The organism is Aquirufa nivalisilvae (assembly GCF_003143535.1).
Classification (GTDB): domain Bacteria; phylum Bacteroidota; class Bacteroidia; order Cytophagales; family Spirosomataceae; genus Aquirufa; species Aquirufa nivalisilvae.
Map to the genome: position 1 here is coordinate 187,863 of NZ_CP029346.1, position 16,555 is coordinate 204,417.

The 16,555-nt window shown below is 40.3% G+C and carries 14 protein-coding genes; 12 read left to right on the forward strand and 2 right to left on the reverse strand.

Annotated features, from left to right (window positions below; translation table 11 throughout):
- The 12 genes from HME7025_RS00910 to HME7025_RS00965 all read left to right on the forward strand — a co-directional run bounded on the left by HME7025_RS00910 (nt 1) and on the right by HME7025_RS00965 (nt 13,578).
- Nucleotides 1–990 (forward strand): aldo/keto reductase, encoded by a 990-nt coding sequence (locus HME7025_RS00910; protein ID WP_109321838.1) that lies wholly within the window; start codon nt 1–3, stop codon nt 988–990.
- A 172-nt stretch (nt 991–1,162) separates the two neighbouring features.
- Complete coding sequence (locus tag HME7025_RS00915) at nt 1,163–2,821, forward strand: amidase (RefSeq protein WP_109321839.1); 1,659 nt, start codon at nt 1,163–1,165, stop codon at nt 2,819–2,821.
- A gap of 121 nt (nt 2,822–2,942) precedes the next feature.
- Entirely contained in the window at nt 2,943–3,758 is an 816-nt protein-coding gene (locus tag HME7025_RS00920) for a phytanoyl-CoA dioxygenase family protein (protein WP_109321840.1), read from the forward strand.
- Between the two features lies 1 nt (nt 3,759).
- Nucleotides 3,760–4,956 carry a Gfo/Idh/MocA family protein gene (locus tag HME7025_RS00925; RefSeq protein ID WP_109321841.1) on the forward strand — a complete coding sequence of 399 codons (1,197 nt, stop codon included), beginning with the start codon at nt 3,760–3,762 and terminating at the stop codon, nt 4,954–4,956.
- Entirely contained in the window at nt 4,956–5,852 is an 897-nt protein-coding gene (gene rbsK / locus HME7025_RS00930) for a ribokinase (RefSeq protein ID WP_109321842.1), read from the forward strand. The genes HME7025_RS00925 and rbsK overlap by 1 nt, the downstream gene beginning before the upstream one ends.
- Nucleotides 5,849–6,796 (forward strand): nucleoside hydrolase, encoded by a 948-nt coding sequence (locus HME7025_RS00935; protein WP_109321843.1) that lies wholly within the window; start codon nt 5,849–5,851, stop codon nt 6,794–6,796. The genes rbsK and HME7025_RS00935 overlap by 4 nt, the downstream gene beginning before the upstream one ends.
- 4 nt (nt 6,797–6,800) lie before the next feature.
- Complete coding sequence (locus HME7025_RS00940) at nt 6,801–8,345, forward strand: ADP-ribosylglycohydrolase family protein (protein WP_109321844.1); 1,545 nt, start codon at nt 6,801–6,803, stop codon at nt 8,343–8,345.
- 18 nt (nt 8,346–8,363) lie between these two features.
- Entirely contained in the window at nt 8,364–9,362 is a 999-nt protein-coding gene (locus HME7025_RS00945) for a GRP family sugar transporter (RefSeq protein WP_109321845.1), read from the forward strand.
- Between the two features lie 23 nt (nt 9,363–9,385).
- Nucleotides 9,386–10,204, forward strand: coding sequence for a DUF2971 domain-containing protein (locus HME7025_RS00950; RefSeq protein ID WP_109321846.1), 819 nt, complete (start codon nt 9,386–9,388; stop codon nt 10,202–10,204).
- A gap of 22 nt (nt 10,205–10,226) precedes the next feature.
- A complete protein-coding gene (locus HME7025_RS00955; protein WP_109321847.1) occupies nt 10,227–10,676 on the forward strand; it encodes a hypothetical protein in 450 nt (149 codons plus the stop codon).
- A gap of 53 nt (nt 10,677–10,729) precedes the next feature.
- Nucleotides 10,730–12,196 carry a sulfatase family protein gene (locus tag HME7025_RS00960; protein ID WP_109321848.1) on the forward strand — a complete coding sequence of 489 codons (1,467 nt, stop codon included), beginning with the start codon at nt 10,730–10,732 and terminating at the stop codon, nt 12,194–12,196.
- A gap of 2 nt (nt 12,197–12,198) precedes the next feature.
- Entirely contained in the window at nt 12,199–13,578 is a 1,380-nt protein-coding gene (locus HME7025_RS00965) for a sulfatase family protein (protein ID WP_109321849.1), read from the forward strand.
- A 60-nt stretch (nt 13,579–13,638) separates the two neighbouring features.
- Here HME7025_RS00965 and HME7025_RS00970 read toward each other — a convergent pair whose 3' ends face one another.
- Together HME7025_RS00970 and HME7025_RS00975 are read right to left on the reverse strand one after the other, a co-directional pair.
- A complete protein-coding gene (locus HME7025_RS00970; protein ID WP_109321850.1) occupies nt 13,639–15,348 on the reverse strand; it encodes a hypothetical protein in 1,710 nt (569 codons plus the stop codon).
- Nucleotides 15,349–15,354: 6 nt separating this feature from the next.
- Nucleotides 15,355–16,497: a glycoside hydrolase family 88/105 protein gene (locus HME7025_RS00975; protein WP_109321851.1), complete on the reverse strand. Its 1,143-nt coding sequence runs from the start codon at nt 16,495–16,497 to the stop codon at nt 15,355–15,357.
- Nucleotides 16,498–16,555: the final 58 nt, after the last annotated feature.

Sequence of the window (16,555 nt, forward strand, 5' to 3'; positions counted from 1 at the left end):
ATGACGAAAGCTAGCATTCATCGTTTTTCGAATCGTTTACATCAGAAATTAGGTCTAGGTACTTGGCAATTGGGCGGTCCCAATATAGTTCAAGGAAAGGCTATGGGTTGGGGTGAAATTAGCGAAGAAGAATCCTTAGCCATTTTGAGTGCTGCTTTAGAGACGGGTATTCAATTCATAGATACAGCTGATTCTTATGGTAAAGGATTATCTGAAATCATTGTGGGTAAGGCTCTTCGAGAATTGAGCTATCCCCAAGATATCATTGTTTGTACCAAATTTGGGAATGTATATTTGTCAGATGGGACTACAGGGCAGGATTTTTCCCCTGAACACCTTTTTGCTAGCGTGAAAGCTAGCTTGCAACGCTTACAGCGTGAGCACATCGACGTCTTGTTGTTACATTCTCCTCCAGATAATTTTGATTGGGCGAACTATGATCGCGCTCCCTTTGAAGATTTAGTTAGCCAAGGACTTATTCGTCAGTATGGGGTAAGCTCTAAAAGTGTGTATGGGGCAAAACGAGTGATGGATGCGGGATTTGGATCCGTAATTGAAGTAATTTATAATGCTTTGGACCGCCGGGTCGATGAGATTTTAAGTTCACATCCTCATCAAGCAGCATATGATATTATCGGTCGGGTACCTTTGGGTTCGGGCTTTCTAAGTGATCGTTTATTAACAGAGGACCCTCAATTTGGCGAGGATGATTACCGATCTCACATGGCAGATCGGGATAAAAATTGGATGGTAGAAAATGCAAGAAAATTGGTTTTTTTAGCGGATTTACCTGGAGGATTATCAGCTAATGCCTTGCGATTTACTTTACAAAATCCGATTATATCGGTTGTTATTCCTGGTGCTCGATCAGTGGCTCAGGTTCAATCCAACGTGTTGGCGGCAAATTTACCAGCGCTCAGTGAGGCATATATACATCACATTGAACAATCTGTTCCTTCCGTTCCTGATTGGTGGAAGCCTAGCAAGTAGATTAGTTAATTGGTTTGTTGCCTAGATTTGTCAACTTTTCAAAAGTTGACAAATCTAAGCGGGGATTTCCTCTAATTCCAAGCAAGCCATAATCAGCTTTTTGATAAATTTTCGTCAAGAAAGGAGCTAATTCGCTTATTTTGATTTATTTCATGGTAACTAATGATGACCTATGGCAAAATATGTACTTTGGATCAACTTGTTTTTACTTGTTACTACAGGATTTGCTCAAACATCTAAAATCCAAAAGAAAGACGTAGAAGGAGCAGCCAAGATTTTCGACCTGAATTTTACCAGTAATGAAATCGATACGTTATTGTCGGATGTACAAGACAATTTAACCATTTACCAAGAGCAACACCGAGTTCATTTGCCCAATTCCGTTCCATTAAGTTTATGGCAAACAGTACTTCTTCCAGGAGTAAGTGTCAATAAAAATCAGCATCCTATCGCTTGGACGCAAGCCCATGGAATAGAACTACCCAGCAGAAAATCGGCTTTGGCATTTTATACCATTCCTCAACTTGCCGAATTAATCAAAACGAAAAAGATTAGCTCAGTCCAGTTAACCCAATTTTATATTGATCGAATCAAGAAGTACGGAGATACTTTACAATGCCTCATTTCTTTGACAGAATCCATCGCGTTAGAACAAGCGAAGCAGGCCGACGAGGAGATTGCCCATGGAAATTACCGGGGCATATTGCATGGCATACCCTATGGCCTAAAAGATTTATTTGCTGTTAAAGGAACTAAAACCACCTGGGGTGCGGCACCCTACAAAGAGCAAGTGATTGAGGAAGACGCTTTTGTCTATCAACAATTGCGGCAAGCAGGGGCCGTATTAGTGGCAAAATTTACATTGGGGGCACTAGCTATGGGAGATTATTGGTATGGCGGTAGAACCAAAAACCCATGGAACCTAGCCTTAGGATCTTCTGGGTCCTCAGCAGGATCTGCTTCCGCCACCGTAGCAGGATTAGTGCCTTTTGCCATAGGTACTGAAACCTGGGGAAGTATTGTTTCCCCTTCTACCGCATGCGGTGCCTTGGGACTTCGTCCAACTTTTGGAAGGGTGAGCCGCACAGGAGCCATGGCGCTCAGTTATAGCCTAGATAAAATTGGCCCGATTTGTCGCAATGCCGAAGATGCCGCCATTGTTTTTAATGCCATCCGAGGAACAGATGGCCTCGATTTATCCGCTACCGAAGCGGCGTTTAATTATTCCAATCAGTTGAATATCAAAAAGTTGAAAATTGGATATGCCAAAAACTATTTTGATAAACTGAAAGATTCTACCGCCAATGAATGGAAGGTAATACAAGTACTTCAACAAGCGGGTGCTACCATCGTACCCGTCGTATTTCCTGAAAAGGAGTTTTACCCATTCCAAATGATGGACATTATCATTGGAGCAGAATGTGCCGCCCAATTTGATGAATTAACTCGATTCAATGTCGATGATGAATTGACCATGCAAAGAAAAGGCGACTGGCCTAACCAATTTAGAACGGCTAGATTCATTCCTGCCGTAGAATATATCAATGCCCAGCGTCATCGATATCTATTGATGCAACAAGTCAATTATCTATTCAAAGATTTTGATGTCATCATCAGTCCAAGCCTTTTTTCAGGCAACCAATTAGCTATTACAAATCTTACAGGTCATCCTGTGGTTTCAGTTCCGAATGGATTTGACAAAAAAACGAATAAGCCGACCAGTATTAGCTTTTTAGGGAACCTGTTCGACGAGGCTACTATTTTGGCTTTAGCCAAATTATATCAAGATGTTACACCTTGGGACAAAATGCATCCAGAGTTGTTTAAATAAAGAAATACACTCAAACTTGGTTTTGGTCTTCAAATAAAATGCATTCATTTTCTAGTAATCAGGGTAGATAAAATAAGATTTTTTTGAGAAATACTTATATTAGCTTTATCTATTCTAAACTATGATAAATGCAACACAAAAAGAGGCATACCATCGAGACGGTTACTTGATTATGCCTCGACTTTTCTCCCAAGAAGAGATCGATTTACTATATTCCGTGGCCACAGACCAATCTGTGGTTAATCAGGCTTTTGATCTAAATGACCAATCAGGTAAAAAAACGAAACTAACACTTTGGTTTACCGCCGGCGACGATTCTTTTGGCTTAATGTCGCGCAGTAAGCGATTGGTGGAAGGCGTGCAAACTTTATTAGGCGAAGGCGAAGTTTGTCATTTTCACTCCAAAGTCATGCAAAAAGAACCACGTGTAGGAGGTTCTTGGGAATGGCATCAAGATTACGGCTATTGGTATAAAAATGGCTTCTTGTTTCCTGAAGCAATGATATCGGTCATGGTAGCTTTAACTGATGCCACGATAGAAAATGGATGTTTACAAGTCCTTAAAGGAACCCATAAAATGCAACGCTTCGAACATTTGTTTGCCGGAGAGCAACAAGGGGCAGATATGGATTTTGTGAACGAAGCAGAAAAAATTTCAGAGCTTGTTTATTGCGAGCTAAAGGCCGGTGATGTGCTATTTTTCCATAGCAATATTTTACATCGCTCAGAAGCTAATTTATCCGAGCATGCGCGTTGGTCAGTGATTTCAGCCTATAACCTTTCTTTTAATAAACCTTTCAGAGAAAAGCATACTTCCTGCATTGAACCGGTACAAGTAGTGGATGATACGGCTCTTTTAGCCAGTGGTCAGCGCGTTGTGAATCAAGCGGATTTTTTAAGTAAAGACAAAGAAATAACCTTACAAGATTTAAAATAAAATGGCACAAGTTTGTATTCTAGGTGGTGGATTTATAGGACGATTTTATGCGGATTCATTAACAGGACGTCGTGGGAAAGACCAGGTGAGCGTGGTTTATGCCCGAAAAGAAGAAACGGCGATTCGTTTTGCCAAAGATTTTCAAGTCGCTCATTACACGACTAACATGGAGGAGGCAATTGCTCATCCAGCTACCGAGTTTGTGGTGATTGCCTTACCGAATTACCTGCACGAAGAAGCGGTGATGCTCTGTGTCAAACATAAAAAAGCGGTGTTATGCACGAAGCCTTTAGGGAGAACTGCAGATGAAGCTTTGCGAATGACTCAAGCTTGCGAAAAGGCAGGCATATTTGCAGGATACCTAGAGGATCTTTGTTATACTCCTAAATTTTTGAAGTCACTAAAATCCATCCAATCGGGTGCATTAGGACGTATTTTATGGGCCAAATCAAGAGAAACACATCCAGGACCACATTCAGATTGGTTTTGGGATATTCAAAAAGCAGGAGGAGGCGCTGTGCTTGATTTAGGTTGTCACTGCATCGAAATAGCAAGGAATTTCATAGGAAAAGATGTGAAACCTGTAGAAGTGATGTGCTGGGCAGATACCCAAGTAAAACCCATCGATGCCGAAGATCATGCCATTGGTTTGGTCAAATATGAAAACGGAGCTATAGGTCAATTTGAAGTATCCTGGACCTTTCGGGGAGGTATGGATTTACGTGATGAAGTGATGGGAACGGAAGGAACCATTTGGATCAATTCATTTTTAAGAACGGGCTTCGAAATGTTTACATCAGGAGCAGGCAAATCTTATGTAGCAGAAAAGGCAGAGAGTGATTCAGGTTGGCAGTTTCCCGTAGGTGATGAGGCGCATGAATTGGGTTATACCAATATGTTTACCGACATGTTTGATGCCTATGAAAAAGGAGAAAGTCCTATGGAAACTTTCTATGATGGTTATGTGGTGAATGCCATCATTGATGCCGCTTATCGTTCCGCTAAAACAAAATTGTGGGAACCCGTTCAATTGCCTGAATGGCGAGGTCAAGAAGGTCTTAGTAAACCATCTGTATTCCAAGAGTATGATGCCGACCATTGGTTTATCAAAGAAGAAATTTTGCCTAATGGTGACAAGAAACTAATCTTAAAAGTGAAAGCTACAGGGGAAATTATCGAAAAAGAAACTTGGGTATAATGGCCAAAATCATCGTTATCGGCAGTTCAAATACTGACATGGTTATCCAGTCGGAAAGGCTTCCTGCTCCAGGAGAAACAGTCTTGGGAGGAACATTTTTTATGAATCCAGGTGGCAAAGGAGCGAACCAGGCTGTGGCAGCAGCTCGTTTAGGTGGGGAGACGTATTTTGTCGCCAAAGTAGGAAAAGATGTTTTTGGAGAAAGTGCCCTCAAGCAATTTACTCTAGAGGGAATACACAGCCAATTCATTTGCCAAGATGATAAACAACCATCGGGTGTTGCATTGATCAATGTGGATGCTCATGGGGAAAATTGTATAACGGTGGCTTCAGGGGCAAATGCCCGACTCATGCCTTCCGATATAGAAGCAGCCAATTCGCTCTTTCAAAATGGCAATTGGCTTTTGTTACAGCTTGAAATTCCAATAGAAACCGTTATTTATTCGATTGAAAAAGCTCATCATGCGGGCTTATCTGTAGTACTAAATCCAGCACCAGCCTGTGCTTTACCTGAGACTTTGTATGCCCATATTGACATCATTAGTCCCAATGAAACAGAAACGGAATTTTTGACTGGAATCAGACCGGTGGATGAAGCTAGTTTATCGTTGGCCTGCGACTATTTTCTTTCCCGTGGAGTGAAACGCGTAGTGATTACCCGTGGAGCTAAAGGAGCTTATTGGAAAACACAAGGAGCTTTTGGCCATGTCCCTGCTCAGCATGTAGTTGCCGTGGATAGCACCGCTGCAGGAGATTGTTTCAACGGGGCCTTGGTCGTTGCCCTTTCTGAAGGAATGGCTTTTGATCAAGCTATCGCTTTCGCTTGTAAAGCGGCTGCATTATCTGTCACTCAATTAGGGGCGCAAGCCTCCATGCCAACACGAGAACAATTATGAAAAAACTCATCCTGCTCTTCTTATGCATTCCCTTTTTTCTAACAGCTCAAAGCAAGAAACAAAAGGTCATTTTTGATTGTGATTTAGGCGATGATATCGACGACGCTTATGCTTTGGCCTATTTATTAACCCAGCAGGATAAGTTGGATATTTTGGGAATCACGACCTGCTATGGAAGAACAGACGATAGAGCCCGTTTGGCCCTAAAGATGTTGCATGAAACGGATCAAGGACACATACCGGTTTTTATGGGTAGAAACACCTCTCATATTGACAAAAGAGCGAATTGGTATGCCGACCAATTTTCTTGGGCTAAAGGATTTGACAAAATTAAACCTCAGTCAAAACCAGCTGCCGATTTCATCATCGAGCAAATCAAAAAATACCCGAATGAGGTGGTGATATTTTCCGTAGGGCCAGTCACTAATTTCTCGGACATTATCCAAAAAGATCCCCAGATTTTAAAGAAAGCGAAACATATTTATGCCATGTTTGGCTCTTTTGATGTAGGCTATAATCAAAAGAAGCCTATTGATGCAGAATGGAATGTGAAAGTGGATGTTCCTGCTTCACAAAAGTTTGTACAATCAGGAGCAAAGATTACTTATGCGGGCACGGATGTGACTTCCCAAGTAAAACTTTCCGCGGAAAACCGTCGGATTTTGAAGGAGAAGAATACCCCCTTGACGAATGCCCTTACGGATTTATATCAAATGTGGGGTCACGAAACCCCAACCTTTTTTGACCCAGTTGCTATTGCGATGTTACTACATTCCGACTTATTTCAAACGGATAAGCGGCATATTACCGTCGATAATCAAGGATTTACGCGTAGCTCTGACGGAAAGCCCAATGCCATTATTGGGGTTAAAATTCAAGAAGCGAAAGTTCTAGATATTTTGATGGGCCACTATATGAATCAAAAATTTGCTTTAAAACCCTAAAACGATGAAAAAATTCTACTTGGCATTACTTTTTTTGCCCTTCTTGGCATGGTCACAGTCTAAGTCGATCGTCCTTTCTAAACAGACTCTACAAGATAAAATAAAAGGTGGATGGGCTGGACAAACCATTGGTGTGACCTTTGGAGGCCCGATGGAATTTCGTTACAACGGTACCATGATTGATGCCTACCAACCAGTTCCTTGGTACGATGGCTATTTGAAAAAAACCATGTTGGAAAATGCAGGTCTGTACGACGACTTGTACATGGATTTAACTTTTGTCGAGGTATTTGAAAGAGAAGGTTTAGATGCACCTATAGCTTCCCATGCCAAAGCCTATGCGGAGGCGGGCTATGCTCTTTGGCATGCCAACCAAGCAGGTAGGTATAATATATTGCATGGAATTGGCGCCCCTGCTTCCGGGCATTGGAAAAATAACCCTCATGCGGATTGCATCGACTACCAAATTGAATGTGATTTTGCCGGACTGATGTCGCCAGGAATGCCCAATGTAGCATCCAAAATTTCGGATAAAATTGGCCATATCATGAATTATGGAGATGGTTATTATGGCGGAGTATTTTTAGGAGCCTGCTATACCTTAGCCTTTGTATCCAAGGATATTCCTCACATTATTCAAGAGGCTTTGAAAACCATTCCTAAACAAAGTGCTTACTACCAATGTATTTCTGATGTAGTACGTTGGCATAAGCAATATCCCAACGACTGGACCAAAACTTGGTTAGAGGTTCAGAAAAAATGGGCGCAAGATATTGGTTGTCCAGATGGAGTTTTTGCGCCATTTAATATTGATGCCACGGTAAACTCTGCCTATGTGGTGATTGGCTTATTGTATGGCCAAGGAGATTTTACTAAAACCATGGAAATCACTACCCGCTGTGGTCAAGATGCCGACTGCAACCCTTCTTCTGCAGGAGGAATTTTAGGCACCATGTTAGGTTATGATAAAATCCCAAGCTATTGGAAACAAGGTTTAAAAGAGGCAGAAGGAATCGATTTCAAATATACAAGCACTTCATTAACTGATGTGTATAGCATTGGTTTCAAACATGCCTTGCAAAACATAGAAAGGAACGGAGGTAAAATTGTTGGAGACCATGTATATATCCCAATAGAAGCTCCTAAAGCAGTGGCATTTGAAAAGAGTTTTGATGGGGTTTATCCGACTCAGAAAATTGGAGTAGGCAAAGTATTGAAAGATGAATACCAATTTGAGTTTACAGGAAAAGGTTTTGTCGTAAGAGGCGAGACAGCCAAATGGGCTTCCACTTCGAATCATAATTTTGACATGGAAGTGTATGTAGATGGTAAATTGATGGAGAAAGCCCAATTGCCAACGGCCTTTACGACTCGTCGACATGAGTTGACTTGGAACTACGATTTAGCACCGGGTAAGCACCAAGTTCGCTTGAAACTATTGAATCCCGTAGAAGGGCAAGAAGTTCGTATGATGGACGTGATTGTCTATGATTCACCAGGTAAAAAATTGACCGATGCCCAGTTTTACCGATTGGGGAATTTGCATTAAACCTCTAAATAGGATACTATGTTTATCATCGAAAATTATTTGACAGCCGTTTTACTGTGTATTGTAACGATGCTGTGCTGGGGCTCTTGGGCCAACACCCAGAAGTTGACCAGTAGCCATTGGCGATTCGAATTGTTTTATTGGGATTATGCACTAGGGATTTTGATTTCAGCGATTTTATTTGCTTTAACGCTTGGAAGTGTCGGTGACGAAGGCCGAAGCTTTATCCCTGACTTGAATCAAGCTACCCAAGAGAATCTATTTTCGGCCTTTCTAGGTGGTGTGATTTTTAATGGGGCTAATATTTTATTAGTGGCTGCTATTTCCATTGCAGGAATGTCAGTGGCTTTTCCCGTAGGTATTGGTATTGCCTTGGTATTGGGTGTATTGGTGAATTACCTTGCTGCTCCACAAGGAAGCCCCATCTTGATCTTTGGTGGAGTAGCCTTGATTTCATTGGCTATTATTTTAAATGCCCGAGCCTATAAACAATTGAATGAAGGAGGCTCTGAAAAATTATCCAGCAAAGGTTTATTTTTATCTGTTATCAGTGGTTGTTTAATGGGTTTGTTTTATAAATACGTGGCAGCCTCCATGGCTACTAATTTTGTGGCCCCTGAAGTTGGCAAATTAAGTCCTTATACCGCCTTGGTCTTATTTTCCGTAGGTGTTTTGCTGAGTTCTTTTTTGTTCAATACTTGGCAAATGAAAAAGCCATTTTCAGGAAATGCAGTAGGCTTTGGAGATTATTTCCAAGGATCTTTTCAAGACCATATAATGGGGATCTTGGGAGGAGGTATCTGGTTCATTGGAATGGCCTTGAGTATTTTAGCTTCCGAAAAAGCAGGTCCAGCGGTATCCTATGGTTTGGGGCAAGGAGCTACGGTGGTAGCGGCTATTTGGGGAATATTTATTTGGAAGGAGTTTGATAAAGCCAAGAGCTCCACTAAAAGCATGCTCAATTGGATGTTGCTCTTATATATCGTTGGTTTGGCTTTATTGATTGGGGCGAAGTAATTAAATAGGTATTTAAGCAAGAAATGGAAACACCTGAAAATTACCCAGAAATTGTTTATAAATATAGACCTTGGAAAGGAGTTGGGAAGAAACCTCTTACTCATTTTGAACTTTACTTAGCCTCTCCAAAGGATTTTAATGACCCTTTTGATTGTAGAATTCCTGTTAATTTTCTTTTACTTAAGGAGGAGGGAAAGAACCAATATATTGATGAATATATTAAAAAACACAAAAATACTTTTTTACGAGATGGTCGAAATGAAATTGAAATAAAGAAATTTCTTCAAACTAGATTACATAACAGCAATATAGAAAATTTTCATAAAGAATTTGAGGAAAAATCATTCAGAATGTATGATCAAAGAATTGGTATTTTATCACTTTCAATTGATTGGAATAATATTTTAATGTGGTCTCATTATGCGAGGGAACATTCTGGTTATTGTATTGGATTTTATGAGGAAAAACTCAGAAATTCAGGGTTATTTGATAATGGAGGACCAGTTTCTTATCCCTCAGAAGAAGAATATCCAATTATACATCCTTTAGAAGATATAAAAGGGGAACCTGAAACTATTTTTAAAAACTCTCATAATAAAGCCAAAGATTGGTTTTATGAGAAGGAGTATAGATTGACTAAATTCTTTCATAAAGAAATTCCTACATTAAATTGCAGACAAATTCACATTAACTCGGATTATATTGCTGAGGTAATTATTGGATTGAGGACACCTGAAGCTCATAAAGCAAAAATTATTAAAATTTGTAAGAAGAAAGGAATAAAAGTATTTCAAGTGAAACAAGTTGAATTTAAATTTCTATTGGATAGAGATGAAATTTAAATTATGAGTTTTATAAATTTTTATGAAGAATCTAGTCCTAATAATATGTGCATGCCTTGGAATCTTTTCCTGCAAAAATTCCTCACCAGACCCGCTGAATGAATCTAATTTCAAGATCAAAGCAGGTTTTATATGCGGATGGGGCTCAGGAATTGATACTTTGGAAATTGCGAATCAAACAGTTCGCTATACGTATTATGTGCCACGTAATTCATTGAAGCCTCAAGTTGTTAAGTCTAGGAAATTATCCGACCAAGAATGGGCAGAAATCAAAAATGTGGTGAATTGGTCTCAATTTAATCTCTTGAAATATAAGACCTGTAACGTCTGCTTTGATGGTTGTGATGAGTGGATTGCCATACAGAACGGGGATTTGTCGCACCAAATTACATTTACCAAGGGGCTAAAAATTGATACCATAAGCCCATTGCAAAGTAAAATAGCCCAATTAAAAACCGAGTTGGGTAATTAGGTTTAAGCTCATCCCAAGAGGGAGTGAATTTTTTTGAAACGAATATCCAAGACATGAAAAAACAACTATTCCTTATCTTTTCTTTGCTCGGATGTTTCTCCCTGTCAGCCCAATCTAAAAAGCCCAATATTCTCTACATTTTGGTGGATCAATGGAGGGCCCAATCCATAGGTTATGCGGGGGATCAAGTGGTGAAAACACCTCATTTGGATCAATTAGAAAAGGAAAGCCTCAATTTGCGAAAAACGGTTTCCGGTATGCCTGTTTGTTCCCCTCATCGCGCCTCATTAATTACTGGTCAATACCCCCTAACGCATGGGGTTTTCATGAATGATGTTTTGTTGGATTCCAATAGTACCACCATTGCCAAAACATATAAGCAAGAAGGTTACCAGACGGCATATATTGGTAAATGGCACATGGATGGACATGGTCGGAGTTCGTATATTCCAGTATCGCGTCGACAAGGCTTTGACTATTGGAAGGCTTTGGAATGTACCCATGATTACAACCATTCGGAGTATTATTCAGGGGATTCTCCTGTCAAAAAAACCTGGGAAAGCTATGATGCCATTGCTCAGTCGGAGGATGTTGTGAAGTACTTAAAGGCTCAATCGAAATCTTCCCAGCCTTTCATGTTGTTTATCTCCATCGGTTCTCCTCATGATCCCTACCAAACTGCTCCTGAGAAATACCGTAACATGTACGAAAATGTAGAAATTAAGTTGCGAGACAATGTACCCCTAGAAAACAGAGAGAAGGCCATCAAAGATGCACGAGGTTATTATGCCCACATGACAGCAATTGATGATTGTGTAGGTCAAATGTGGCAGGCACTGAAAGACCAAGGATTAGATGAAAACACCATCCTGGTATTCTCTTCTGACCATGGAGATTTATTAGGTTCACATGGGGCTTGGAACAAGCAGCAGCCATATGAAGAAAGTATTCGAGTGCCATTTTTATTGCATTATCCTAAGGTTTTCGGAAAGAAAGGGAAAAAGCTGGATGTCTTATTGAATACACCTGATATCATGCCAACACTTTTGGGTTTGACGCGGATGAAAGTGCCTAAAACGGTGGAAGGTCGGGATTTTTCTTCCATATTGACAGGCAAGAAAAAAGATGATGTTAGCTATACGCTGATTTCTTGCGTACAGCCTTTTGGCCAATGGCCAAGAGCTAAAGGTGGACGGGAATACCGTGGTTTAGTATCTAATCGATATACCTATGTCAAAGATTTACAAGGCCCATGGCTTTTATTTGATAACAAAAACGACCCCTTTCAATTGACCAATTTGGTCAATCAAACCAAGGTTAGGGAGGTTCAAAGCCAAATGGAAAAGGCGCTGCAATCGGAATTGAAAATGAGAAAAGATGAGTTTAAGTCGGGCCTATCTTATGTCAAACAATGGAATTATTTGATTGATGAAACCGAAACAGTTCCTTACCAAAAAGTCAATTATCAAGGAATTCCGATCAAGGATTTGTCCACAGGTTATCCTCAAAACACGAAATAAACATGAAAAGCTGGATCATTTTTGTCTTGTTATGGCTACCATTTTTGGGAATATCTCAAACAAAAAAACCGAATATCATTTTTATTTTGACAGATGATCATCGATGGGATGCTTTGGGCTATGCTGGAAATAAAGTGATTCAAACGCCTGTCATGGATGATTTGGCCCGAAAGGGAATCTACTTTAAAAACGCATTTGTGACCACCCCCATTTGCGCAGCTAGTCGGGCAAGTATCATCACAGGAATGTATGAAAGAACGCATCAATATACGTTTGGACAAGGAGACATCAAGCAGGCCTATGTAGCACAATCTTATCCAGCTTTGTTGAAACAAGCAGGTTATTACACTGGATTTTATGGCAAGTTTGGAATACAATATGCCTCATTTGCCTCTTTATTTGATCAAGGAGAAAGTTATGATCGGGATGATAAGTTGAAGGATTATCGGGGTTATTTTTATAAGACTCTGGGAAAAGACTCGGTGCATTTAAGTCGGTATACCGGCCAAAAAGCTATGGATTTTATAGCACAAGCGCCGAGCGATAAGCCTTTTTGTTTATCACTTAGCTTCTCAGCCCCTCATGCTCACGACCCCTCCGAGCTGCAGTATTTTTGGCAACCAGAAGTAGATCATTTATATCAAAATGTGACAATAGCTCCGCCTATCATGGCCACCGATGCGGACTTTTTAGCACAGCCAGAATATGTTCGAACAGGAGAAAATAGAACCCGCTGGCATTGGCGATTTGATACTCCTGAAAAATACCAAAGAAGTGTGAAAGGCTATTACCGAATGATATCGGGTGTAGATTTGGAAATAGGGAAGATTCGAAAAATGCTGGTAGAAAAGGGTTTGGACAAGAATACCATCATCATTGTGATGGGAGATAATGGCTATTTTTTGGGAGAGCGACAGTTGGCAGGGAAATGGTTGATGTATGATAATTCGCTACGTGTACCAATGATCGTATATGATCCAAGGAATCCCAAACATCAAGACATTCAGGATGAAGTATTAAATATCGATATAGCTCCTACCATCTTTGGATTTGCAGGCTTGTCGATTCCAAGTACTTGGCAAGGGCAAAATTTGGCTTCTTATGGACAAGGGGAAAGACCTGCTAAATCGAGAAAGGATTTTTTGGTAGAACACCTTTGGAAGGTAAAAATTATTGCTTCAAGTGAAGGGATTCGATCCAAACATTGGAAGTATTTCCGTTATCGAGACGACTTGGATCGAGAAGAATTGTATGATTTGAAGCAAGATCCTTTGGAGAAAAAGAATTTAGCTTCTGTTTCAAAATACCGAGATATATTGACGCTTATGCGACAAAAATTGGAGCAAAAAGTGGCTGAATTGGAGGGGCAGCGCTTACCTTAAAATTCTTTATAAACAGTTTTATGAAAAGCTTCTAATCTATGTCACATTCTTTAAATTGGCTTATTGTCGAATGAAAAGCTGATGTCTAAATGGGGTGAATCCCGTAATATAAACTGAAGGTGCTTGTGCAAAAGGTAAACCTCCTCTTAGATGAATGGCCTTATGTTCTGCTTTGCCTGGTCCAAAAAGAATACGATCTTCTCCTAAGATGTATTTTCCTTCCGCCTCTTTCAATAGATAAGTATTGCTTTCCTTTCCACTGGGAATAACTCCTTCGAATTTTCCATCACCCCGAAAGATTAGCTCTAGACTTACAGGAACGCCGTCGGTTCCTTTCATGTCAATGTCGAAACTTAATCCAGTAGGAGTTTCTTTTATTTGTATGCTTGTTTCTAAGTATTGAATTTCACTTTGTTTGCGATTACTTCGAGGCATTTTTTCCCAATCTCCACTAGGGTCGATTTGTTCTTTGCTATGTGGTTGAAAATAAGGGCCATCTAATTTTTGTTGAAGTAACCAAGTGTCTCCTACTTGCTTGATTTCATTGGATTGAAATTGACCTTTTCCGAAAAAAGAGGCAGCTAATCGAAGTCCTTGCAAAATGGCATTTCCATGATGAAAAGTCAAGAAATTAGGATTATTGATCAAGATGGTGGAATCCCATTGATCTCTTCTAATTCTAACTAATCCAGAATATGGGAATGATTTAACGTAGTTGGAAGGAATGCTATTTCCTGCGGGTAGTTCTTGCCATAAAAAGGGTTCATCCAAAAAGTTTTCTATATGCGTGCCAATCCTAGGGAAATAGGCTTTTTCAATGAGACGGCACATGGCAGCAAATCGGGGATTTTTATCTAAAATGGCCAAATATCGGAACCCATAGTAGTAATTTTCAAACATATTAATGCCGCCTTTGTCTTGTCGGTTCGAGGCATCTGTGACAACTTCCATATTAGGATGGACGTAATATAAAGTCATTTCTAGATTCTTTCTAACCGCATCTAGTAGCTCTGGTTTCTTGAATCCATGGACAATTGAAATGAGCGCTTTGTTGATGATAGCCGAATAGATACCCGCACTTTTTTCGGTGTATTGTCCATCTGGATCTAAATCAATATGCTCTTGCAGCCACTGTTCGGCTCGGGCTTTATACCTTGGGTCTGGCCAGATTTGATATAGTTTGGCCAAAGCACCTGAAACGACCCAACGATGGTTGGGAGTATGGACACCACCTACCACCAAAGATTCCCCGCAGCGCTTTAAAAACGTTTCTAAGGGTTTCATCAGGCTCGAATAGCGATTATCTACATTGTTTTTTTGTAATAAAACATAAGCGACACTTAGCTTTTCGACACTAAATGCCGTGTCTGGGGGCGAGTGAAAATTGGTACTTAGTAAGTCAATGGTGCCATCAGTATGCTGCATTTTTAGCAAGCATTGACAAGCCTGTATGGCTTTTTCAATATGGGCTTTTGATTCGAAAAGACTAGACTCAGGGCTAATAACTGCACAAGCTACTTTTACAATATAATAGCCTGTGGTTTGTGGATTAGGAATGTCATCTCCATCGCGGAAACCTCCAAAATAGGGGTGCTTAAGGTCAGTAATCCGCAACGCTTCATAGCGAGGAAAATCTTGGTCATTTTGTTGAATGATTTTACTTAGCCAAGCGGGTTTTTCTACTTTAAGCTTAGTCCCATAAGCCCATTGAGCACTGGATAAAGTTCCTAAACTCATGGCCCCAATTTGTACAAATTTTCTTCTTTTCATAGGAAATTACTTATGAGAAATTTTTTGATATTCTAGGGCAAACATGATAAATGAACCAATGCCAAAACCTTGACCTTCTACGATGGGTCTTCCATAATAATAGTCTTTCATCCCTACGCATGTTCCTCCAGAAACTCGACTGGGACATAAATAGGAGCCTTTGGGTTGAACTAAACTATATTTTTTTAAACCTTGATAGGCAAGGTGTATGGAGGGTAAATACTCTTGGGAACTTAGTAAACCAAGTTCAATGCCTTTGGACATAGAATAGGCATACATGGCGGTGCACGAGCTTTCTTCCCAGTTTTTGGCATCCTGAGGATACAGTAGGAGTTGATACCAATGGCCGGTTTGTTTGTTTTGTAAAGAAGGCAAGGTTCGTATGATGGCCAAAAACTCGTTTTTTAACGGCTCATAATAGTTGGATTTGGGACTAATGTTGCTAAGTACATCAACCAAAGTCATGGTGACCCAGCCATTCGCCCGTCCCCAATATTCGCTGCTTTTTCGAGTCTTTTTGTCGGGCCAACCTACCACACTGCAGCCATCATCATAATCTTGTTCATCATCATCCCAGGCATGTACCCAAAGCCCGGTTTCTGGGTTTGCTAGGGATTGGCTATGAGCTTTAATTTGAGCGTACATGTGGGCTAGGTATTTTTCTTCGCCCGTGGCGCGGTACATTTCCATTAGGAACATGTTGAGCATATAGACCGTGTCGTCCCATAATTCGACGGTTTCTGTCCGATGAGAAATTCCACCGTTTTTGGATCTTGGCGCATTTAGGTAATCTTGGTAAATGGCCTGAGCTTTTATTTTGTATTTTTCTTCTTTGGTTACGCGTGCTAAAAAAGCCATTCCTATCCCAGAGGCGATGGCATTAGGGTGTTTTCCATTAGCGACATCGTATGTTTTATCCATAGCTGTCCGAATGTATTGGAGGTATTGGGACTTCTCAGATGCCGGTTTTGTTTGGTATAAATGAATTAATGAATTCAGAAAAGTTGCTTGACCCCAATCCCAGACGTATTTTTCTGCGGGCATATATACTTCTCTGCCATATCGGTCTAAGGAATCAATCCAAGTTTGGGCTTGAATGGGGGAGAGTGCAAAAAATAGGAGAATACTGAAGAAAAGACTTTTTCTCATCGCTTAATCATTATTTAAAAGGTCTAGAGCAAAAAAAGGGAAAATGATGGTGGTGAAG